The organism is Kitasatospora sp. NPDC001175 (assembly GCF_053598215.1).
In genome coordinates this window covers 13,240-37,564 of the sequence record NZ_JBSFJU010000020.1, presented here as the reverse complement: position 1 = coordinate 37,564, position 24,325 = coordinate 13,240, and the positions used below count along the sequence as shown (strand labels likewise).

At 69.2% G+C, this 24,325-nt stretch carries 9 protein-coding genes and 1 other RNA gene; 8 read left to right on the top strand and 2 right to left on the bottom strand.

Translation table 11 applies throughout. The annotated features are described in order from the left end of the window. Positions 1-114: 114 nt before the first annotated feature. The gene (gene yaaA / locus ACWDAK_RS16920) at positions 115-915 is read right to left on the bottom strand and encodes a peroxide stress protein YaaA (protein WP_344634238.1); all 801 of its coding nucleotides are present in this window, start codon (positions 913-915) and stop codon (positions 115-117) included. A gap of 44 nt (positions 916-959) precedes the next feature. After that, on the bottom strand, positions 960-1,475 hold the full coding sequence (locus ACWDAK_RS16915) for a DUF3995 domain-containing protein (protein WP_344634237.1): 516 nt from the start codon (positions 1,473-1,475) through the stop codon (positions 960-962). Between the two features lie 363 nt (positions 1,476-1,838). Between ACWDAK_RS16915 and ACWDAK_RS16910 the strand changes: the two genes are divergently transcribed. The 8 genes from ACWDAK_RS16910 (at position 1,839) to ACWDAK_RS16875 (ending at position 24,299) form a co-directional block, all read left to right on the top strand. Beyond that, the gene (locus tag ACWDAK_RS16910) at positions 1,839-2,117 is read left to right on the top strand and encodes a hypothetical protein (RefSeq protein WP_344634236.1); all 279 of its coding nucleotides are present in this window, start codon (positions 1,839-1,841) and stop codon (positions 2,115-2,117) included. A 145-nt stretch (positions 2,118-2,262) separates the two neighbouring features. Then, positions 2,263-3,732 (top strand): MFS transporter, encoded by a 1,470-nt coding sequence (locus ACWDAK_RS16905; protein WP_344634235.1) that lies wholly within the window; start codon positions 2,263-2,265, stop codon positions 3,730-3,732. Positions 3,733-3,806: 74 nt separating this feature from the next. After that, an RNA gene (gene rnpB / locus ACWDAK_RS16900) (RNase P RNA component class A) lies at positions 3,807-4,207 on the top strand. Between the two features lie 420 nt (positions 4,208-4,627). Beyond that, positions 4,628-5,971 (top strand): serine/threonine protein kinase, encoded by a 1,344-nt coding sequence (locus tag ACWDAK_RS16895; RefSeq protein WP_427393817.1) that lies wholly within the window; start codon positions 4,628-4,630, stop codon positions 5,969-5,971. Between the two features lie 125 nt (positions 5,972-6,096). Next, the gene (locus ACWDAK_RS16890) at positions 6,097-9,201 is read left to right on the top strand and encodes an SNF2-related protein (RefSeq protein ID WP_427393816.1); all 3,105 of its coding nucleotides are present in this window, start codon (positions 6,097-6,099) and stop codon (positions 9,199-9,201) included. A 49-nt stretch (positions 9,202-9,250) separates the two neighbouring features. Further along, complete coding sequence (locus ACWDAK_RS16885) at positions 9,251-14,926, top strand: Eco57I restriction-modification methylase domain-containing protein (RefSeq protein ID WP_427393815.1); 5,676 nt, start codon at positions 9,251-9,253, stop codon at positions 14,924-14,926. Continuing rightward, positions 14,923-21,963, top strand: a complete 7,041-nt coding sequence (locus ACWDAK_RS16880; RefSeq protein WP_449806477.1) for a DEAD/DEAH box helicase — start codon at positions 14,923-14,925, stop codon at positions 21,961-21,963. Before ACWDAK_RS16885 ends, ACWDAK_RS16880 begins: the two co-directional genes overlap by 4 nt. Next, positions 21,960-24,299 carry a UvrD-helicase domain-containing protein gene (locus ACWDAK_RS16875; protein WP_427393813.1) on the top strand — a complete coding sequence of 780 codons (2,340 nt, stop codon included), beginning with the start codon at positions 21,960-21,962 and terminating at the stop codon, positions 24,297-24,299. The genes ACWDAK_RS16880 and ACWDAK_RS16875 overlap by 4 nt, the downstream gene beginning before the upstream one ends. Positions 24,300-24,325 lie beyond the last annotated feature (26 nt).

Genomic DNA, 24,325 nt, shown 5'->3' with positions numbered 1-24,325 from the left:
GTTAGTAGCTACCCTCGCCCGTTGATGGTTTCCATCTGTCGGCGGGTGTTCGCCAGCGGTCGATCGCCGCCGGTCATCCGTCATCCGCCGTGCGCCATTCGGCGTCCGAGCCGCTCAGTGCACGTCCGTCACCACGACGTCCAGCTGCCACGCCTTCCGTGCCGACCCCTCGGTCGAGACCTCCACCCGGTACCCGAGTCCGAACAGGGCCTCGATCAGCTCGCCCGGAGAGCCTGGCTCGACTCCCGCATTCAGCAGGTCCCTGACAAGTCGCCCCTTGGTGGCCTTGTTGAAGTGGCTCACCACCGAGCGCTTCAGTACGCCGTCCACCTCGCGCTCCTGCAGCACCCGCACGGTGACCGTCCGCGCGACCAGTTCCCCGGCCGGCTTCCAGGCTGCCGCGTACGCCGAGCTGCGCAGGTCCAGCACCAGCCCGTTCCCGGCGGCGGCCGGCAGTTCCGAGGCCATCTCGCGCCGCCAGTACGCCCCGAGTGCGCCCAGCGGCGGCAGCTTCACGCCCATCGAACAGCGGTACGGCGGGATCCGGTCACCGATCCGGACCGCGCCCCACAGCCCGGAGAAGACCAGCAGCGAACGCTCCGCCCGCTGGTACGCGGCCTCGTCCAGCTTCGCCAGCCCGAGCGCGTCGAACAGCACGCCCGTGTACACCTCGCCCGCCGGGAGCGCACCCGCCGTCCGCAGGCCGGCGTTGCGGGCCACCTCGCCGCGCAGGCCCTTGCTCAGCCCGAGCACCTCCTGCGCCGCGTCCTCATCGGCAGAGCAGAGTTCGACCAGGGCGTTCAGCACCTGCTCGCGCGCCGCCGACAGTTCGGGCAGCGAGAGTCCGTCCAGTGCCAGTGGCACCCCGTCCCCGGAAGTGGCCTTGCCCTCCGACGGCGGCAACAGGACCAGCACAGCGGACTCCTTCAGCACTCTGTTGGCAGCGAACCCTGCCAACCTTACGCACCCCGTGCGGCCACCAGCGCCGCGCCGGCTCCCAGGGCCAGGCAGAGCGGGGAGTAGTAGCGCCGGTCCAGCCGGACGAACCGCTCGCCTCGGACGAACCGCCGGCCCGACTCCGCCGTGCCGAAGAGCAGCAGCCCACCGACGCCGCGCGCCAGCAGTACCGCCGCGACCGTCCCAGCCCCTGCCGTCCGCAGCCGACGGGGCCCGGCCGAGGGCAGCACTCCCGCGCGAGCACCCACCAGGTACGAGGCCGCGCCCAGCGCGACCGCCACCTCCGCGCACATCGCCGGCGTCGGCAGCCGGTCCACCCCGACACCGGCCACCGCGTCGGCGAACTCCGCCGGGCTGCCCATCGGCCACGGCGTCCGCACCCACACCGCGTGCAGCGCCCCGACCGCGCCGAGCGCCCCGGCCACCACGGCGCCGGTGGTCCGTACCGCCCCCGCCACCGAGCCTGCCGCCGTCCTCGCCGCCGCTCCGGCCGCTGCCCCCGCGGCGGCACCTGTCATCGTGCCCATGTTCACGCCCAACCCCCGTTCCGCCGAACCTTGTTCGCCACGCCCACCCTATGGCCCAGCACAACGGGCCACTTCGCCCGCCCCCGCCGTACGCTGCGACCATGCCGCGCCCACAACTCACGCTCAGAGCAGCCGACTCCGCCCGGATCACCATCGAGCTCGCCGAGTTGCGGGCCGCGATGCAGCTGTCCGCGGACTGGCCCGACGAGGCCCTCGCCGAGGCCGTACGCGCACTGCACCGCGCCGCTGCGCCGCCTCGCCGACCGCTACACGCTGGAGGCCTGCCTGGCCCTCGCCGACGGCGCCGACGTCCCCGGCTGGGTTCAGGAGACGCTGCCGCGGGTACCCACGCTGATGGCGAGCGGTGACCGGCGGGCCCACCAGGTGGAGCGGGCCTTCACGGACCTGGTCGAGGCCGAGCTGCTGCGCGGACGTGAGGGCGAGGACTTCGAGGCCGTGGTGATCGAGGTCGACGAACGCCGACCGGTCGACGGCACGGTCCAGCTCCGCGAGCCGGCCGTGGTCGCCCGGTGCGAGGGCGACTCGGTGCCCCTCACGCTCGGCGAACGCCTCCGGGTCCGGCTGGCCAAGGCCGACCCGGCCACCCGCACGGTCCGCTTCGTCCCGGCATGAGCCTCCGCCGAGCGGGCGTTCGCTTTGAGACGGGCAGCCGCCCTGAGGCGGGCAGCCGTCCTGCATCCGCCCCCGTGCCGTCCGTCCCCTCCCGCTGCCTCCGACCCGTTCTCCGCCGTCTCCGACCCGTTGGGATGATCAACAGGTGAGCGCACCAACCGTCACGCCGGCTCCGACCACCCGCGGACACCGACTGCTCGTGCTCGCGATCTGCTGCTTCAGTCTGTTCATCGTCGGCCTGGACAACACGGTCGTGAACATCGCGCTGCCGTCGATCCAGCACGACCTGGGTTCGGCGGCCTCGGGACTCCAGTGGATCATCGACGCCTACACCCTGGTGCTCGCCGCACTGCTGATCCTCTCCGGATCGGTCGCGGACCGGTTCGGGCGGCGCCGGGTGTTCCTGACCGGACTGGTCGTCTTCGTCCTCGGCTCGCTGCTGTGCAGCCTCGCACCCGGGCTGGGCTGGCTGGTGGCCTTCCGGGCCCTGCAGGCGGTCGGCGGCTCCATGCTGAACCCCGTGGCGATGTCGATCATCACCAACACCTTCACCGACCGCCGGGAACGCGCCCAGGCGATCGGCGTCTGGGGCGGAGTGGTCGGCGTCAGCATGGCGCTCGGCCCGCTGATCGGCGGGACCCTGGTGAAGGCGGCCGGCTGGCCGTCGATCTTCCTGATCAACGTTCCGGTCGGACTGTTCGCCTGGGCCCTGACCTTCCGCTACGTCCCCGAGTCCAAGGCCCCGAGGCCCCGGAAGCTGGACCCGGTCGGGCAGGTCCTGATGGTGGTGCTGCTCGGGTCCGGTACCGCCGCGATCATCGAGGGCCCGGGCCACGGCTGGGCCTCGCCCCTGATCCTGACCCTCGCCACCGTCGCCTTCACCGCACTGCTGGTCCTGCCCTGGTGGGAGCTGCGTACCCCCGAGCCGCTGATCGACCTGCGCTTCTTCCGCAGCGTCCCGTTCACCGGCGCCACCGTCACCGCCGTCTGCGCCTTCGCCGCGCTCGGCGGCTTCCTCTTCCTGAACACCCTCTACCTGCAGAACGTCCGCCACTACGACCCCTTCGAGGCCGGGCTCCGGACCCTGCCGATGGCCGGGATGATGGGCGTCTTCGCGCCGCTCTCCGGACGGATCGTCGGGCGGCACGGTCCGCGTGTCCCGTTGCTCGCCGCGGGCGCGACGCTGGCCGCCAGCGGCGTCCTGCTCACCCGGACCGCCGATGACTCGCCGGCCGGGCTGCTGCTGGTCGCCTACGCGCTGTTCGGAATCGGCTTCGGCTTCGTCAATGCGCCGATCACCAACGCGGCGGTCTCCGGCATGCCGGTCTCCCAGGCGGGTGTCGCGGCCGCCATCGCCTCGACCAGCCGCCAGATCGGGCAGTCGCTGGGCGTGGCGGTGATCGGCACCGTGGTCGCCGCCACGGCCTCCCTAGGCCCCCGGGCGGGCAGCGGCTTCACCGAGGCCAGCCACACCGGCTGGTGGATCGTGGTGGGCCTGGGCGCGGCCATCCTGCTGCTGGGAGCACTGACCACCACCGCCTGGGCCGCCCGTACCGCAGCCGGAGTGGCGGTACGCCTCACCCCCGAACAGGAGCGGCAGCCGGTCGCCCACTGAGCGTCCGCCCGCCGCGGCCGGAGCGCGGGTACGGACGCCCGCCGCCGACCGGCTACGATGACCAGTACGGCGGACGAGCCGGCCGGGCGGTCGCGACGGGTTCTCAACGGACCCGCCGAGGAACGTCCGGGCTCCACAGAGCAGGGTGGTGGGTAACGCCCACCCGGGGTGACCCGCGGGACAGTGCCACAGAAAGCAGACCGCCTGCGGCTTCGGCCGCAGGTAAGGGTGAAACGGTGGTGTAAGAGACCACCAGCGACCGAGGTGACTCGGCCGGCTCGGTAAACCCCACTCGGAGCAAGGTCAAGATCGGTGCCCTCGGGCACCGTGCGCGGATGTTCGAGGGCTGCTCGCCCGAGTCCGCGGGTAGACCGCACGAGGCTGTCGGCAACGGCAGCCCTAGATGGATGGCCGCCTCCCCGGGCCGCGCAAGCAACCCGGGAGACAGAACCCGGCGTACAGGCCGACTCGTCCGCTGTCACCTGCACGTTTGCCCCGGAAAGGGCCTCTGACCTGCGTCGGAGGCCCTTTCCGATCTTTCAGGGCCTTGCCGCGTTAGGCGGCAAAAAGTCCCTCTCAAGTCCCTCGGACAGAGCTGAAAGTCCCTGAAAAGTCCCAGAGCTCGAGGCCCCCGGAGGAGCCCGAAGCAGCCGAGCTGAGCCGTCTGATCAGGCAACGCGGAGGCGTTGGTGAGACTGCGTGCCACACGATGAGCTCTGATGGCGGCTGCTCGAGTTGGGACGGTTTTCGAAGATCCAGCAGGGTTCATGTGCACGCGCTCTAAACTGGTCGGTGGGCTGTGCTGTGGGTCCGTAGCGGGTGCGCCGGGCTTCTTTGCACGCGGTCGCGGGGGTTTAGGTCAAGTTCCGAGTCGGGCGGGGGTACGAGGGCGCTGATGGAGCCGTTGGACAGCGATGTGGACCCCCTGGTGCTAGGCCCGTTCGAATTGCTGGCCGTTCTCGGCGAGGGGGGTATGGGCAGGGCCTATCTCGCGCGGCGGCTGCCCCTGGACAACCTGGGCCCCGAGCTGGAGGCCGGGTACTACCTGTCCGAGGGTGATGCCGACCGCGAGAACACCCTCTCGGTAGTGAAGGTGATCAGCCCGAAGTACCTGCAGAACAGGCAGCAGGACGAGGATGAGAAACGCGCCCGGTTCGTGCAGGAGATAGGCGCGGTGCGGGCGGTCGTCAGTGACAGGGTGCCTTCGCTGCTCGCCGCTGACCCGGAGGCCGCGCAGCCGTGGCTGGCGATCGACTACGTGCACGGTCCGAACCTCAGCAAGTTGATCAAGGAGACGGATGTCTTCTCTGTCGGCCCGTACGCCGCGCTGGGGCTCGCACTGGTGGACGCGCTGCGTGCCATCCACGGGGCGAAGCTGCTGCATCGGGACTTGAAGCCGGCCAACGTTGTCCTCGGCCCTACCGGCCCTGTCGTCCTTGACTTCGGCCTTGCGGTACTGGCAGACCGCCGCACCAGCCAGGCTTTGACCAAGACCGGGCTGGGGTTCGGCTCCGCCGGCTACATGCCGTTGGAGCAGGCGACCGACCTGAAGCGAGTCAAGGAACCAGCTGACGTGTACGCCCTTGGGGCCACTCTGTTCTATGCGGCCGCAGGCCGTCCGCCTTATCCGCACGGCCCTGTCCCGGTGTCACCGGTCTGGGATGACATCGACAACACGTTTGTCCCGCTGCTTGCCAAGATCATTGTGCATATTCCGGAGCAGCGGCCGACGCTCGACGGCGTGGAGCAGGGATTGCACGAGCTCCTCGTCCAGCACGGGCTGACATCCGAGGACGCGGATGCGCAGTTGCGCGAGGTCGTGGAGAGGGCGGGGCTCGCGCCGGAGCTGCCCCCCTCGGCGTTCGCCGGTGTAGCGAACGCTGAGGTGCAGGCGGCGGCGCAGCAGGCGGTGGATGCCGGAGCTGCGCCCGACGCGCCGTGGGTCGGCGGTGATGATCTCTTCGCGCAGCTCTTTGATTCAGAGGAACTCGAACCAGTGGCGCTCGAACCGGCGCCGGAGCCCGAAGCGGGCTACTCACCTACGGTGGTCGATCCGGCGAACGTGGTCACAGTGCCGCTGCCACCGGCGGACACATCGTCAGGGAGGACGACGATGATCCTCCCAATCGAACTGCCGCAAGCTGCCGCCACTGCCCAGTTGCCGCCAACCGCACCTGCGGCCGCGCTACGCGTCGCCAAGTTCCTCCGTGAGGCGTACGCCCGTAGCCGAAAACTATAGGCGTTCGGCTCCAGCCGCGGGCGAATGTCCGTGGGCCGACGGGGCCGAAGCCTGCCACTCGCTCTGTTCCCCGAACGGGTGGCAGTCAGATGCAAACAGAAGATCATTCCGCCAGCACAGCGCCCATGCAGCGGCGCGATCGTTTTTCGAGAGGTCACCACGCGATGCCCGACGCAGTAGCCGCTTCACCCGACCACGTCGGCGCAGCCGCACCGCTCGGGATTGCCGTCGGCACCGTTATCGAGGTGCGTGACGAGGACTGGCTGGTCCGCAGCATCAGCAAACCCAGGGATGGCGAGTACCTGATCAAGGCGACCGGTGCCTCTGACCTGGTCCGAGGGCACGAGGCTCGGTTCCTCACCTCTCTGGACAAGCCTCGGGTACTGCGCCCCGAGGACACCCGGTTGGTGCCCGACAACTCGAAGGAGTTTCGGCGCAGCCGCCTCTTCCTGGAGGCGGTGATGCGCAGGACGCCTCTGCCGCAGTCCGAGAAGGGCTTGGCGCTGACCGAGGGATTCCTGCTCGACCGCATGGACTACCAGCTGCGCCCCGCTGAGAAGGCCCTGGCCAACCCGCTTCGGCCACGGTTGCTGATCGGCGACGTGGTGGGCCTCGGCAAGACCCTGGAGATCGGGGTGCTGCTCGGCGAGCTGGTCCGGCGTGGGCGCGGTGAGCGGATCCTCGTGGTGACGCCGGCCCCGGTGCTGGAGCAGTTCCAGCACGAGATGTGGACACGGTTCGCGCTGCCGCTGGTGCGGCTGGACAGCGTCGGTATCGCCCGCATCGAGCGGCGTGTCCCGGCAGGGCGCAACCCCTTCACCTACTACAAGCGCGTGATCGTCTCCATGGACACGATCAAGAACCCGAAGCGCTACAAGCCCTGGCTGGAGAACGTCCATTGGGACGCCGTCGTCATCGACGAGTCGCACAACCTCATCGGAGAGAGCAGCGACCGCCGGGCGCTGGCTAACCTCCTGGCGGAACACACCGACGCGCTGATCCTGGCCAGCGCAACGCCCCACAACGGCAAGATGCGGTCCTTCGCCGGCCTCGTCCGGCTGCTCGACCCGATGGCAATCAAGGACGTGAACGACCCCAAGCCGGACGAGCTGAGGCACCTCTACATCCGCCGTACCAAGGCCAGCCGCGAGGTATCGCAGGTACTGGCGACGAAGACCGAGGTCAAGGATGGGAAGACCGTAGAGGTGGTGAAGTGGGCACCTCGGGGCGGCTCGTATCCGGTGGAACGGAATGCGACGGATCTGGAGGAGCAGGTCTTCGCCGAGCTCGCTTCGTTCTGGCTGCGACGCCCCGGTGAGGCCGGCGATGAAGGCGCGGAGTTGCGCGGCGACGAGAACAGGCTGTTCCCGTACGTGCTGTTGAAGTCGTTCCTGTCCTCGCACCGCGCGCTGTTCGCGACCGTACGGGCACGACTGGCGAAGCTGGGCCACAAGCTGCCGCATCACCATGAGAACGTCACCGACCCGCCGCCCGTGGACCTGCCGTCGTCCGCCCCGGAGGTGGCCTCCCTGCTGCGCCTGGCCGGTCTGGCCCGTGACATCGAGCAGGCCGTCAGCACCGAGGGACATCACAGGGCAGCGAAACTCGCAGGGCTGGTGGAGGAACTGCAGGAGATCGGCGTCAGGCCCGGCAGCGGGACCCGGGCGGTGGTGTTCTCCGAGCGCCGCGAGACTCTCGACTGGCTCGGGGTGATCCTCCCGCCGTTGCTCGGTTGGAAGACCGAGGAGAGTGGCAGGAACGCGGTCAAGGTGCTGCACAGTCTTGTGCCGGACACCGAGCAGCAGGAGTACGTGGACGAGTTCGCGCGAGCGGGCAGTGACGTGCGGCTGCTGCTGACCGGTGATGGGGCTTCCGAGGGTGTGAACCTGCACCGTCAGTGCCACCACCTGATCCACTGGGACCTGCCGTGGAGCCTGATCCGGGTCGAGCAGCGCAACGGTCGCATCGACCGCTACGGACAGCAGCACCCGCCGGAGTTCCGCGCGATGATCCTCGCTTCCGGCGTTGAGGGGGCGCTGGATGACCGGGATGTCGCGCAGCGGGTTCTTGACCGTGAGGCGGTGGTCCATCAGGTGCTCGGCACTGTCGAGGCCGTCAGCCAGGAACACGATGCCGACAAGGAGGAGAAGCGGCTGATGGAGTCGCTCCTCGCCGGCCGCCGCCCCGAGGACGCGGTCCGCGACCTGGAGGCCCAGGCCGTGTCCCAGGAGGGCGAACCGCCGGTCCAGCAGGCGCTGATGGCCGAGTACGACGATGGCCCGATCGGGATGGGCTTCCTCGATCTGCTCGACGCCGGGGGCGAAGCTGAGCCTGAGGAAGCCTCGGCGGACGGCCTTCCCACTTCGCCGGTCCTGGTCGAGGAGCTGCGTCTCTTCTCCAGCCGGCGCGACTACGTCCTGGCCGGGCTCGAGGAGCTCGAAGACCTGGAGTCCTTCCGGCTGAAGACTGTCGTCGAAGGCAACGACCTGAGCTTCGACACCCCCGAGGACCTGGCCGACCGCCTCTCAGTCCTTCCCGATTCCTACCGCCGCGACCAGGGTATCGACCGGCGTCTCAACCTCACCTTCGATGTGGCGGATGCCGCCGACTCGCTGCGTCGCGCTCGCGAGGACTCCCACTCCAACTCCCTGTGGCCGGACTCCCATTACGTCGGGGAGCTCCACCCTGTCCTCGAGTGGATCACCGACAAGGTGCTGGTCCAGATCGGCCGCCAGAGCGCCCCCGTACTGCAGGTGAACGCCAAGAAGGTGCCGGAGCCGGTGTTCCTGACCCAAGGGCTGTGGTCCAACGCCGAAGGGCGCCCGACAGTGGTCGCTTGGCTTGCCGTCGACCGGCTGACGCAGGTCCATCCGCGAATCCGCCCGCTGACGCGCGAACTGCTCGCCGAGCTCGGCGTCGGGCCCGGCATGGACGACCACTTCGCGCCGGGCGATCGCGACGCGCTCACCGAGCTGGTCCCGGCGGCTGTCGCCGCGACCCGCCGTGAGCTTTACGAGCTGCGAACGGTCAGCGACGAGCTGGTGGACGCCCCGCTGCACGAGTACGAGAGGAAGATCGAGCACTGGCAGCAGACCCTGCCGGGGCTCGGCGCCCTCACGCGCAGCGAACGCGACGAGACCGCCGAGCAGCTGCGCAGGTGTGCCGAGCGGCTGAAGACGGCCGGCAGGCCGATGGTGCGCGTCCTGGCAGTCTTGGAACCGAGCGCATGAGCGACAACGACGTTATGGGCAAACGCAGTAGCGGGCAGGAGAAGCAGGCGTGACGTTCGACTCCCTGGTCAACGAGGGCGAGTACTTCCCCGCCTTCTACCTTGACGAGATCCTGCCCACGCAGCTCAAGAACGGCCTGCTCAAGCAGTGGACCGCGAAGGAACGCGCGGGGGAGGACACCCCGCGACAGGGGCTGCGCAACCTGTCGGTGCCCTATCTCACCGCCCGCGCCGCACTGCGCGACGCCGCGGACAAGTTCAACGCCACCGAGGACGCGCTTGCCGTCGCCGCCCAGCGGGCGGGCGCGGAGGCGCTGAAGTCCCTGCGGTCCCTGGAACGCGACGAACTGCCCTCTTCCCTGGCGCACGCCAACCCGCAGCCCGGCGCGGCCTGGGCCAGCGAGGTCGGCGCCGAGGCCGAATGGCGCACTGCGCTGGCAGGCTGGCACGACCGGCTGCTGCGCGCCCTGGGTTACACCCCCGTCCCCGGCCTGCGCACCGTCCACAGCCCGGCCGGCGCGGTCGCCGTGCCAGTCGCCCACAGCGAGGACCAACTCGTCGTCCTCACCGGCGGCTTCGCCACCTCCGTGGACCAGGTACGCGGCGGCGATGGTGACGGCGCGGCGGGCCGACTGCCCGCCCCCGTCCGCGTCGGCTCCGGCAAGACCCTGACGACCGTCACCGACCTTGCGGCCTGGCTGCTCAGCGCGGACAACCCGCCGCGCTACGCCCTGCTGCTCTTCGGCGGTGTGATGATCCTCGCCGACCGGGAGCACTTCGCCCGCGGCAGGTACCTCGCCGTCAGCCTCGACATCGCGCTGCCCCGAAAGGGCGCCAAGGGCGCCACCGCTGGGGAGCTCGACGTCATCGCCGCACTCTTCGGAGCAGACTCCTTGCGCCCCAAGGAGGACGGCAAAGAGGACGACATTGCCCGCTTCGTCGCAGAGTCCCGTGACCACTCGGTCGGCGTCACGGGCGACCTGCGCAAGGGCCTGCAGGCTTCCGTCCAGCTCATCGCCAACGAGGTGCTGAACCTGGTCCGCGAGCAGAAGGTACGGGTCGAGGACCTCGCTGCGTGGCTGCCCGACGTCCTCAAGGAGCCAGCCGACCTGCCGAAGCTGCTCACGACGGAGTCGCTGCGCTACCTGTACCGGATCCTGTTTCTGCTGTACGCGGAGGCTCGGCCCGAGCTCGACATCCTGCCGATGAAGAGCGAGGAGTACGTCACCGGATACAGCGTCAGCCGCCTGCGGGAGCTTGTGATCCCGGAGAAGCTCACCGACAGCCGCGCCCGGCGCGGACACCACTTCCACGACTCGCTGGCGCTGCTCTTCGACAAGGTCTTCACCGGCCATCCCGTCGCCGAGACCGTCTCCACACGCGACGCGGTGGGTGCCGGGGAGGCGACGGAACTCAGCGGTGACGACGGGCAGGAGGGAGTGCGGATCGAGGCGCTGCGCTCGCGGCTCTTCGACCCCGTGTCGATAAGGCTCGTCGGGCAGAAGCTCTCTGCTCCCAGCCACGGCGTCGGCGACGGTCCCAAGACGTTGGACCTGCGGCTGCGCAACGAGGTGCTGCACAAGGTGCTGCGCCACCTCACGCTGATCGAGGGCAAGGGCCGATACGGCAGGGGAGGCTTCATCTCCTACGCCAATCTGAGCATCAACCACCTCGGGGCCGTGTACGAGGGCCTGATGTCCTACACCGGGTTCATCGCGGACGAGGTGCTGTACGAGGTCGCCAAGGGCGGCGACCCGGAGGGCGGGTCCTGGCTGATCACTGGTAGCCAGGTCAAGTCTGGACGTTACCCGGACGGGCCTGGCGACAGCGTTTTCGTGAAGCGGCTGGTCAACAAGGAGACCCGCGAGGAGGAGTCCGCAACGTACCCGGCGGGTACGTACGTGTACCGCCTCGCGGGCCGCGACCGGCAGACTAGCGCCTCGTACTACACGCCGGAGTCCCTGACCCAGGCGACTGTCGAGCAGGCGCTGCGGTTCCGACTGGACCCGGAGGGGAAGGTCGACCCGAAGGAACCGGAGAAGGCGTGGGTGAACGCGGCGGACGTGCTGCGTTGGCGGGTGTGCGAGCCGGCACTCGGCTCGGGGGCGTTCCTCAACGAGGCGGTGAACCAGCTCGCTGAGCTGTATCTGCGCCTGGCCGAGCGCGAGCGGGGCGTGCAGATCGACCCCGAGGACTACCAACGCGAGTTCCAGAAGGCCAAGGCGTACATCGCCCTGCACAACGCATACGGGGTTGACCTCAATGAAACGGCGGTGGAGCTAGCGGAGATCTCGCTGTGGCTCAACACCATGTACCCGGGGATGAAGGCCCCTTGGTACGGGCTGCACCTGCATCGGGGTAACTCGCTGATCGGCGCGTCGCGGAAGGTGTACCCGGGAAACTCGCTGCACGAGGGCGGGTGGCTGCGGAGCAAGGGACAGACCGCACCGAAGGAGGTACCGCTGGGGCAGCCGCTGCCCGGGCAGGCGGTACACCAGTTCCTGCTGCCCGCGCTGGGGTGGGGGTCGGTGGTCGAGGACGTGTCGGTGCGCAAGCCCAAGAAGGACGCGGCCGGCCAGACCGGGACGAGCGTGGTGGCCGGCGCCGAGGCCGCGTGGCTCGATCCGGAGGTCATCGAGGCGATGACGAAGTGGCGGGCGGGGATTCGCCGTGCGCCGAAGGGCGGGGGCGCGGCGAAGAAGGCGGCAGCGGCGCGGAAGGCGGCGCCTGCGGTCAGTACATCGGTGGCGGCGCCGCCGCTGGAGGATGAGCACGGGCAAGGGGCACTGGACCTCGGGCTGGACAGCTGGCAGCAGGGCAGCCTGGACCTCGGCGGGTCAGCGGGCGGTGGTCGGGGGATGGCGGCAGCCAAGCGCGTCCAGCGAGCAGAGGACCGGCAAGAGGAGAGCGAGCAGAGCGCGCAGGTCGGTCGGCTCATGGCGCTTGCTCAGCGGGTTGAGTATCTCTGGCAGTTGGTCGTCAAGCGGCTGCAGCTGTCGGAGCAGGAGATCGCCCGTACGGTGGGCGTGTGGGGCGCGAGCGCCGACGCGCTCGCGAAGACGCGTGAGGCCGCCGGTGGACGGGCCATGGACCGCGACGCGGTACTGGCGGCATTGCACGCCGAGGGCAGCCCGTACTGGCGACTGCGACAGGTGATGGACGCCTGGTGCGCGCTGTGGTTCTGGCCGTTGGAGGAGGTCGGGCTACTCAACGGCACCGACCGAGCGCGGTACTTCAAGGGCGACGTCGATCTGACCAAGATCAAGAAGGGTTACGCGGGACGCAAGACTGCACTGAAGTCCCTGGACGACTGGATCGAGTTCGCCGAAGCCGTGGTGGGGCGGGTGGACGTCGACTCTGGGAAGCAGAAGGTGTCGTTCTTCGAGGTGGCCGAGGTCACCGACCTGGAACAGCTGGACGAGGCGGAGCGGAACCTCGACGCGCAGATGATCGACGCCACTGCATGGGAGGAGCCGTACGACCTGGGTGACCTCTTCCCGTGGTACGGGACGGCGTACCGGATCGCGCGCGAGCGCGGGTTCTTCCACTGGGAACTGGACTTCGCGCACGTGTTCGCGGAGGGTGGGTTCGATCTGATGGTGGGGAACCCGCCGTGGGTCAAGCAGGAGTGGAAGGAGAGCGGCGTCCTTGCGGAGTTCGAGCCCTGGTTCGAACTGGCTGAGCAGCCGAGCAACGAGGCGTGGGCTGGGCGCAAGGCCGCCGTGCTCGCGCAGGCTAGTGCGCGGTCGACGTTCCTGGGTGAGCTGGCTGACTCGGCAGCGTTGTCAGGCTTCTTGGCGTCGGTGGACACTTACCCCGAACTGGTGGGCACACAGCCCGACTTGTACCGGGCGTTCATGCTTCAGTCTTGGCGAGCGATCGGGGAGCGAGGCATCGCTGGACTGCTACATCCGGCCACGCACCTGACGGGGGCAAAGGAAGGGCGGCTTCGGAGGGCGGCGTACGGGCACCTGCGGTTGCATGCGGATTTTGTGAACGCGAAACTCTTGTTCGCGCCGCCCGTCAGTGACACCACACACTTCAGCGTCAATGTCTATGGCGGGGCGCAGACGATCCGCTTCCAGCATCTCAGTTGGCTCTTCCATCCTGAGGTGCTACTTCGCTCCCTGCGACACAGCGGCGAGGGTGATCTGCCGGGGATTAAGCGCTTTGACAAGGAGTCGGGCAAGTACGTCTGGGACCTTCGGGCTCATAAGTCGCGAATTATTAGGGTCGATCAACGGACGCTCACCATGTGGCGCGAGTTGGCCGGTGAGGAGAATCCGCCCCCGATCGAGGAGACCAAGCTGCTCTTCCCTGTCACAACCTCGGAGGAGTCCGCGATCACGACCCTGGCGTCCTGGCCTAACCGGCTTGCCGCCCTCACTCCGCGCATCAGTGCTGGCTTCCATGAGAAGAATGACCGGACGGATGGGTACTTCACTTGGGACTCCGGCCCGGCGGAAAGCTGGCAGGATGTGATCCTTCAGGGCCCATTCTTCGGTATCGCTACGCCCTTTGCCAAGCGCCCGATCGACGGCGCCCGCACCTCGCTCCAGATGGAACCGTGGGACCACCTCAACCTCGCCGAGGACCAGGTGCCGCGCACCAACTATCGGCGGTCGCTGAACTGCACGCGCGAGAAGTACGAGGATGCCTTGAGGCGAAGGACCTGGCTTGATCGGACGTTGCTAGGCGACCTGAAGGCGGATTCGCGAGTCGCGGATGAACTGGCCTCGATCACCGAGGATGAGGATGCGCAGCGGGGCCTGCTAGTGAAATGGTCATCGCGCCCATACTCACGCTTTACTCGGATGGTGTGGCGACGCCAGATCGCTTCGAATACCGAGCGCAGCCTCTTTGCAGCCCTCATGCCAGCAGGGCCTGCCCATGTTCACATGGCGCACAGCATGACGTTGTCGACGGTGCGCGAAACGGCGCTGGTGGCGGGATTCTGGGCCTCCCTTCCGCTGGACTATTTCCTCAGGGCGACGGGCCGAAATGATCTCCAGGTGGGCGAGGCACAGGCAATGCCTGCACCAACGCCGGATCACCCGCTGGATTCTGCTTTGATGTTGCGCACTCTGCGTCTCAACTGCCAGACGTCGGTGTACGATCGCCTGTGGCGGGAGCTCTATGAGTCGAGCTGGCTCCAGGACGCATGGACCCCTGGAAAACCTGGAGAATTGCAGCCGATCACCCACAACCTAGGGCCGACATGGACCCGAGAAACCCCCCTCCGTGCTGAGTTTGCCCGCCGTGCTGCCCTCGTCGAGATCGATGCTCTCGTCGCGGTCTGGCTCGGCATAGAGGCCGACGAACTGGTCGCCATGTATCGCTCCCGCTTCCCCGTGCTCCAGCAGTACGAGGAGAACATGTGGTTCGACGCGACCGGTCGCCGGGTCGCCAAGGCTCACCAGGTGCATGGCTACGGCCAGCCCAAGGACGCCTGGAAGCAACTCAGCTCCCACGACGACTTCCCCCTCGCAGCGAATGTCCCCACCGGCTATACCGGCCCCCTGTACCGCGCCAACCGCGAAGCTGAGATGCGCGCCGCACACGCCGAGTTCACCCGGCGCATGCACGAAGCAGGCTGGGTGCCAGGAGCGACGAAGCTCGGCCTGTCAGGGGCGGCCGATACCTTCGATCCGAGCGATGAACACCGGGAATCTGGCACGTCATCATTCGAGTACTCGCACACCACGGGGGGCGGTTCCGCGTCATGAGGCCCACACTTGCCGCGCAAGCGTTGCGCGATACGACCGTCGAGTATCTGACTACGACGTTCGCGCTGGCCGAGCCGGATACTCAGGACGCGCTGACGGAGTTCCTCACCGACCCGGTCGACGGGTTGTTCCGTGGCCCGTACCTGCGTATTCGCCGTCCCTTCCGCTCGGCCGACGCCGGCTGGCAGGAGCATCTGGACTGGTGGCAGGACGGCTTTTGGCCGTACGCGCACCAGGCGGAGGCGTTCGCGCGGCTGACGACCAAGGGTGGCCACACCCCCTCGCCGACGCTGGTGACCACCGGCACCGGCTCTGGCAAGACGGAGTCGTTCCTCGTCCCCGTTCTGGACCATTGCCGCCGTGCCCGGCTGCAGGGCCGGGCCGGGATCAAGGCGATCCTGCTCTATCCGATGAACGCCCTGGCTGGTGACCAGGCTGACCGGATCGGCGATCTGCTGGAGGACCCGCGTCTGGCGGAGGTCACTGCGGGGCTCTACATCGGTGAGGCGGGGGCATCGCGTGCCGCCTCGCCCTACAAGCGAGTCATGGTGGACCGGCAGGAGATCCGCCGCAATCCACCGGACATCCTGATCACCAACTACAAGATGCTCGACCTGCTGCTGCAACGTCAGCACGACGCTCCGCTGTGGCTCGATGCAGACCTCGCCTACATCGTGATCGACGAGTTCCACACCTACGACGGCGCCCAGGGCACCGACGTGGCGATGCTGCTGCGGCGACTGGCCGCCGCCGTGGGGGCCTCCGAGCCCGGGCGCCCGCTGGGCGCGATCTGCCCTGTGGCGACCTCGGCGACCTTGGGGGAGGCCCCCGCCACCGCGAAGCCGACCTCACCCGAGGCGGGAACCGTCCAGCCCAGCGGTGTCACGCTGGCGCGTCCGATGCTGGACGTCGCCTCGCAGGTCTTCGGCGTGCGGTTCCCCGATGACGCTGTGGTGGGGGAGGATCGGCGAGACCTCAACTCCTTCCTCTCTCCGGTCGACCTGGCGCTTCCCTTGCCGACCCCGGCCGACCTGGCCGCGCTCCCCGACCCTGCCCGCACGCCGCACGCGCTGGACCGGATCGCCGAGGCCGTTGCCGGCTGCGACACCACTGACCCGCGCGAGCTCGGCACCCGCCTGCTGAAGCATCCGCTCATCCACGCCCTGCTGCGCGCAGATGTTGACGCTCCGTTGACCTCCATCGAGGCCCTCGCCGCGTTCGATCCCACCTCCGTCTGGCGTACCACCGCTGCCCAGGACCCGGCGACGGCCGCCGCCGCACTGGCCCGTCTCGTTGCCCTGATCTCGGTCGCCCGCGACCCGTCCGCGCCCGCCGACCGTGAGCGTCCGCTGCTGCTGGTGGAGACGCACCTGTGGTTGCGCGCGCTGTCACGCGTGCTGCGGTTCGTCGCACCCGAGCCGGTGTTCTCCTGGTCGGACGACGACCAGGCCGCCGTGACCAGCCCTAGCGCCCGAACGCAGCGCGGCCAGAGCCATAACCCCCGCGCAGGTCGCCTGCCGTCCGTGTACTGCCGCGACTGTGGTCGATCCGGATGGGCGGCAATCTCCCCGGAGCGAAACCCCGCCGCGCTGATCAGCGATCCCGACGAGATCTACCGGCGTAGCGTCGCGGGCGGTCCGATCAAGGCACGTGTGCGGGCCCTGGTGTCGGCTACGCCTACCGAGGCGGCCGAGCAAGCGCGGGCCATCCTTCAGCAGCGCGAGCGCCGGGGACGCCGAGCGGCCAGCCATGACGCGACTGTCCTGGTCCTGGAGAACAACGGCGAGGCGCTGCGCCGCATCGACCCGGACGAGGTTCTGTTGGCCGGCGGGCGGATCGCGACCGCACCGGAGAACGGCGTGTACGTCCTCGCCTGGTACGACAACCCCGAGGCCGACGACTACTCGAAGAACGAACGCTGCCCGGCCTGCGGCCAGGCGCAGGGTATCCGCTTCCTGGGTGCCGGTGTCGCTCCGCTCGCCTCCGTGGTCGTAACCCAGTTGTTCACCGGCGGTGAGTTGCCCAGCAAGGACGCGAAGGGGCAGGACCGCCGCCGTACTCTGATCTTCAACGACTCGGTGCAGGACGCCGCGCACCGAGCCGGATTCGTGGCGAGCCGGGCTTGGAAGTTCTCACTGCGCTCCCTGATCCACGAGCAGCTGCAGTGGCGTGCGCTGGATGCGGAGGACTACCGCGAAAGCGGTCTGCCGCTAAATGAGTTGATAGCGTCGCTGGTAAGCCGTGCCGCCGTGCCGGAGGAGAACCTGCTGGCGTCCGTGGTCCCGCCGGATCTGCACGACGTGGACCGGGTTGCGCGACTGCTCGACAAGAAGAAGCGTATTCCCGCCAGCACCTGGACCCTGGTTGGTGAGCGCCTGGCGTTCAACACCCTTCTGGAGTTCGGGTTGTATTCCCGAATGGGCCGCACTCTGGAGCTCACCCGGACCGTCGCCGCAGAGGTCCACGTCAAGGACCCGGCTCGGGCGGCGAGGACCGCCGAGTCGCTGCTCCAGGTGCACTTGGACCGCCGCCAGGTCCTGGAGGGGATCGACGACCCCGTCGCCGCAGCGATGAGGCACCCGCTGCCGCCCGCCGGGGTCGACCGCGAGCGCCGCTTCGAAGGCTATGTCCGCGGCCTGCTGGAGCATCTGCGGCAGAGCGGCGGCATCCAGCACACCTGGCTACACACCTATGTCGACGAGGAGGGCCGCACTCGCTATCCGGTCTGGGCCGGCCGTCCCGAGGGCATGCCCGCCTTCGGGCGCGGCTCTGACGCGCCGTCGTTCCTGCTGGTGGGTTCCCGGTCGGGGCGTACCGACTTCGAACGGGCCGACTCGAAGGACAGCTGGTACGCCGACTTCACCCACCGCTGCCTGGGACTGGACCACACCGAGGCTGCCGCCTACCTGGCAGAGCTGGTGCCGCTGCTGGCCGGCGCGGACCTCGAAGCGCTCGCGTACCGGCGCACCGGCGAGGGGCGTCCGGGTGGCCAGAACAATGGCCACGGGGTATATGGGCTGACGGCAGGTCATATCCGGGTGCGTCTGCTGGACGACACTCAAACCGGCGTGGCAGCCGTGACGTGCCCCGAGTGCGGGTGGACGCAGACGGTCCACCCGGACCGGGTGCCGGTGTGGCAGGGGCTGCCCTGCCCGCTGAAGCGTTGCGAGGGTGCGCTGACTGTGCCCTCGTCCAGCGCCGACGGGCGCGCCGCGCGGGACTTCCGCTCCGACTACTACCGTCGCCTGTACCGGGAGTCGGGCCCGTACAGCGTGGTCGCCGCGGAGCACACCGGGGTACTGACCCGCAAGGAGCGAGAAGCCGTCGAGAAGGGCTTCCGGCAGGGCAACGGCCGTCACACCGACCCCAACGTGCTGTCCTGCACCCCGACCCTGGAACTCGGTATCGACATCGGTCAGTTGGAGGCGGTCATCCTCGCCTCCCTGCCGCCGTCCACCGCCGGATACGTCCAGCGGGTGGGCCGTGCGGGGCGCTCGACCGGCAACGCGCTGATGGTGAGCATTGCCGACACCAGCCCGCGCGCGCTGTACCACCTGGCCGAGCCGCGCCAGCTCATCGCCGGGCGCATCCTGCCTCCCGGCTGCTTCCTCTCCGCCGTGGAGCTGCTGCGCCGTCAGTACACCGCCCACCTCATCGACCTCGCCGCGCGGGGCCGAATCGAGGGCGTCCTGCCGCTGCCCGACCGGGTCACCGCGCTGTTCGGCCGCACCGGCTGGCTCAAGGCTTTCGGTAAGGCGGTTGCCGGGCGGATGGACCTGGTCGAGGAGTTCCTCTGTCTCTTCCCCGACATCGACGGTGTACCCGACTCCGGCGTGTCCCGCGACGCCCGCAAGGCCCTGCGCCGCTACGCGGAGGCCGGCCTGCAGGACGGGCTCAGGGAGGCCGAGGACGCCTGGGAGGCGGAGCGTACCGAGTTGCTGGACCGCCGTGCGATGATCAACGAGGCGGCCGACGGGCTCCAGGAGAACGTCGAGGACGAGGCTCGCGAGAAGCGCAACCTGGAACGCGAAGCCGCAGGCGTCAGCAGCCGCCTGGTTGAGCTCGGTCAGGCCAGCGCACAGAGCTTCCTGGTCGAGCAGGGCCTGCTGCCCAACTACAGCCTCGTCGAGGACGGCGTGCGCCTGGAGGCCTCGCTCACGCACAAGGAGCCCGCCCGCAAGCAGCGCGACTCCGGTGGCGAGGCTGACCGGTCGACGCCCAAGGCCCGCTGGCGCACCGAGCTGCGCACCTATGAGCGCCCCGCCGAGGCCGCGCTCAGCGAACTCGCACCCGGCAACGCCTACTACGTGCGCGGCTACCGGCACGAGATCGACGGCTTCGACCTCGGCCCGCGCTCCCGCCGCTCCGAGGACGGCACCCCGGAAGGCGTGCAGACCTGGCGGGTGTGCCAGGACTGTGGATATGTGCGAACCCGGGACGCCGCCAGCAACACCTCCGCCTGCCCGCGCTGCGGCGGCACCGGCATCGGCGGGCGCGCGGCCCTGCAGACCGTGATCGTGCCCCGCAAGGTCACCTCCCGGGACAAGCGCGACGACGCCCGGATCATCGACGACCACGACTCCCGCCGCAGCGGCGTCTACACCATCGCCACCGCCGTCGACGTCGACCCCGCCGCAATCAAGGACACCTGGCGGCACACCAAGGCCACCTTCGGTGTGGATCACGTGCGCGAGGTCGTCATCCGGCGCTTCAACCTCGGCCCGGCCAAGTACGGACGCCGGGCCGACACCGCGTTCGCCGGACAGCCCGTCACCGTCACCGGCTTCACCGTGTGCCCGCTGTGCGGCGGCGCGACCGAACGCGAACCGGGCAACGGCCCTGTCCAGGAAGCCCTCACCGACTCCCTGGCTGGACGGCCCGACCTGGCCCACCACCGCCCCTGGTGTCCCACCCGCAGCCGCAGCCACCCTCAGCAGCCCCACGACCAGCGTGTCATCACCGCGACTGAGCACCGCACCGAGGCCCTGCGCATCCTGCTGCCCGCCGCAACTCTCCAAGTCCAGGAACGCCTCGCCTCCTTCTCCGCAGCTCTGCACCTGGGCATTGGCCTGCGCTACGGCGGCGACCCTGCCCACATCCGGTCCACCACCTGCACCGAACCCGACCGCGACACCGACCTGACCCGCCACTACCTTGTCCTGTACGACGCCCTTGCCGGGGGTACCGGCTACCTGCAGCGCCTGGCTGACGCAGACGGCGAAGAATTCCGTGCCGTCCTCGCCGCTGCCCAGCAGGCCCTGCGCGCATGCCCCTGTGTGGACAGCCAGCGCCGCGCCTGCCACCTGTGCCTGCTCGGCCACGCCCCCCAACGGGACTACCGACTGCTCGACCGTCAAGAAGCCCTCTGGATGCTCGACGAGCTCCTCGGCGCCGACGGCCACAGTGGCTGGCAGGTCCGCAAGGAAACGACCGGCGTAGCCCGGCTGCGGTTCGCCGACCAGGCGGAGAGCGACCTGGAACGTCGCTTCATCGAAGCCCTTGACACTTGGCTCGCCGATCCCGGCAACCACGCCACCCGGAGCCACGACGAGACGCCGACCGGACGCCTCGGCAAACAGTTCATCCTGCACCGAGACGACGCCGCGGGCCCCTCCATTCACTGGGAACTCGTCGCCCAGAAGTACCTACCTGAGCACGCGACCCGCCCCGATCTGCTGCTGCGCCCGGTGGCCGGCGACACAACGAGGGACGGCGCCCCGCCGCTTTCGGTCGCGATCTACCTCGACGGCTACCGGTGGCACGCCTCCTCGAAGACGAACCGCATCGCGGACGATGCCGCGAAGCGCGCCCGGCTGCGCGCGGACGGCACCCTGGTGTGGCAGATCACCTGGGATGACGTCATGGCTTGGGAAGAGAGCCTCCGCGGACCGGCGAAGCCTCGCCTCGACAACGTCGATGCCCCCGTTAACCCCCTTGCGGCAGTGATCGCTGGGCCCGCCGCCGACGCCGCCTGGCCTCCGTACGAGACGAAGAGCGACGCAGGCCCCGGCGGCAGGGTTCGCGAGCAGTGGCGCAAGGCGCGGCGCGATCCACGTGAGATCGACGAACTGGTCTTCTCGGGGGCCATCCCTTCCCTCTTGGGCTTCCTGCGGAACCCGGACCTGGCACGCTGGCAGGACCTCGCCGTCCACGCAGTGGGCGGGCTCCTGGTCAGGGTCCGCCCCGGTGACGCCGTGGACGCTCAGCCGACCGCGGCCACGCCGTGGATCGAGGCTGTACTGCGAGGCGGGACCCGGCCAGCGGTCACCGGCGGTGGCCTCAAACTGATCGCCGTCCAAGACGCTTCCGGCCTCCCACTCACCTTGATCGCGGACCGGCGGAACGGACTGCATTGGAGCGGCCTGGCCGTCTTGGACGACCGCACTGAGGCGGTGGACGGCGACCGCGCCGAGCACCGCCGCCGCTGGAAGGCTTGGCTCTGCTGGGGCAACCTGTTGCAGTTCCTCGACCCGATCGGCACCGGACGTGCCGACGGACTGCAACTCGCCCGCTCCGGCCTCGACGCGTTCGATGCTGGACTGCTGGCCGCCGTATCCAGCGCTGCCGCCGCGACCGCGGACAAGGCCAGTGGGCTACTGGCCGCGCTTCGCGACAACCGCTCCGGCACCGGTCTGACCCCCACCCCCCAGGTCCAGCCCGAGCCAGTGCCGGCGGCCGCCGACCAGACGCAGTCGGCGCTGGAACGCGCCTTGTGGCAGACCGTCCTCAAGGAATTGTCCTACATGGGCGATCCCGAGGTCGGCGCCCTCGCACACATGCTCGCCGAACGCAAGGGCACTCCGGTCGCCCAGGCGGGCCTGGACATCGACGGCGTCGAGCGACCCATCGAACTCGCCTGGCCCGACCACCGGATCGGCGTGGTACTGGCCGAGGACTCCGACGACCCCGCCTACATGGACCAGTGCCGCAGCGCAGGCTGGCACGTGCGTGCCCCGGGCGACTGGACTATCGAGGAACTCCTCGCCCTTCTCAGCGAGCCGGCACAGTTCACCACCACGACTGGAGGCGAACGGTGAACAAGATCAGCACACAGGTCACCGTCTCACCCCAGGCCCACCAGGACATCCGCAGGCTGGGACGTGACGCCAAGGATGCCCTCGGGGACTTCGTCCGCCGACTGCGCGCCGACCGCACCAACCGCGCGTTGCGCCTACTCCCGCTGCGCGCGGCAGGCGACAACGGCCAGCTGTGCACGGCGGTGCTCGACAGCACCCGCATGGCGCTGCTCCTGGAGACCGAGCAGAACCGCCTCACTGTTCTCGCCCTGCGCGAAGGACCCGTCGCGTACGACGAACTCGCTCGCCTGACCGTCGACATCAACCCCGTCTCCGGCGGCATCGAGCTTGTCGACCAGGCCGAGGTCAGCGCCAACGTCATCCCCCTGCCCGAACGCCCCGAACCTCCGGCTGCGCAGGCGCCGGACTCGCCGTCACAGCCCACCCTCATCCTGCGGGGGCGGCTCTTCGCGCGCTTCGACAACACCACTCTCACCAGCCTCGGCGTCATCGCCTCCCTGCTACCCGCACTTCGCAAGCTCACGGACGCGCGTCAGCTCGACTCCCTGCTCGCCCGCAATCTTCCCGAACTCACCAAGGACGTCCTGCTCGCCCTCCATGGCGGCATGGATCCCGACGACGTACGTGAGCACATCACCAGCCAGTGGAAGTCCGACGAGCACGTCGACCCCCGCGACTGGGCCCAGGCCGCCCGCCGCCCGGTTTCCCAGGTCAGCACCGAGGACACCGCCGTCCTCGACGCGCTCGGTTCCAGCTTCGACGCCTGGCGGCTGTTCCTCCACCCTGAACAGCAGCGCCTGGCCACCGCGACCTTCAAGGGATCGGCAAAGGTCACCGGAGGCCCTGGCACCGGCAAGACCGTCGTCGCCCTGCATCGCGTGCGCCATCTCGTGGACCAACTGCAACCGGGCCACACCCGCCCCGTCCTGCTGACCACCTACAACACCAATCTTGCCGCGGACCTTCGACACCGCCTCCAGCTCCTCGGCGGCACCGAACTGCTGCGGCGCGTCGACGTCAAGTCCGTCGACCAGCTCGCGCGAGAGGTCGTCGAGGAACAGCCCGGCCTACCCCTGGGGCGTCCGATCGACGACGAGTCAGCACTGAACCTGTGGCACACCGTGTGCACCGAGGCGGGCGAGTACGAGTTCGACGTGGAGTTCCTCGACTCGGAGTGGAAGCACGTCATCCTCGCCCAGGGCTGCGGCACCTGCGCGCAGTACATGCGGGCCCCGCGCAGGGGCCGCGGCCAGTTCCAGCGCTCCCAGCGCGCGCGTGTCTGGGCCCTGGTCGAGGCGTACCAGGCAAAGCTCGCCGAAGCACCGCTCCAGACCACCTACGCGCAGATCGCAGCCCAGGCCGCCCGCGTGGAGGAACACCGCATGGCCCGGGTCGAGGCGCAGGCGCAATACAAGGAAGAACACGGCGGCGTCGACCTCGTTCACCGCGAGGCCGGCAGCGGAATGTGGCTCAAGCCCCGCTACCAGCACATCGTCGTCGACGAAGCCCAGGACCTGTCCTCCTCCCACTGGCGGATGCTGCGCGCCATGGTCCGGCCGGGATCGAACGACATCTTCCTGGTCGGCGACGCGCACCAGCGCATCTACGCCCACCAGGTGGTCCTGGGCCAGCTCGGCATCAAGACCCCAGGCCGCGCGTCGCGCCGTCTGACGCTGAACTACCGCACCACCCGCCAGATCCTGGGCAGCGCCCACGGCCTGATTACCGGCGAGACCTTCGACGATCTCGACGACGGCATCGATAGCCTGGACGGCTACCGCTCGGTGCTCTCCGGTCTCGCCCCGCAGCTCTACCGTGCACCGGACTGGCAGACCGAGATGCGAACCGTGGCCACCCTCGTCAAGGAGCGCCACGACCAGTACGGTACCCCGTACGAGGCGATGGCCATCAGCGTCCCAGACGCCGCGGCGGCAACTCAGATGGCACTGACTCTGGCCCATCCACCATTCAACATCCCGGCCACGGAACTGGGAAAGGACGGCCCGCGCAGCCCCGAGGGCGTGCGGATTGGAACCATGCACCGCTTCAAGGGCCTGGAGTTCCAGCGGGTATTCCTCACCAGCGTCAGCGAAGGACAGGTTCCGCACCAGCGCATCGAGACCCACCGTCTGAGCAACCCCCAGCGCTACCGGCAGGAGGAGCAGCGCGCCCGATCGCTCCTCTTCGTCGCCGCCACCCGCGCCCGCGACGAACTCGTCATCACCTGGAACGGCAAGGCCAGCCGCTTTCTACCCAGGGAGGCTACCCAAGAGGCGGTAAGCGCTACCAACGTACTGGCAGATGACGGGCCACCTTCCGGGTCCGCCGCTGCTTGAATCCCCCGGTTTCCTCAACCGCTTCA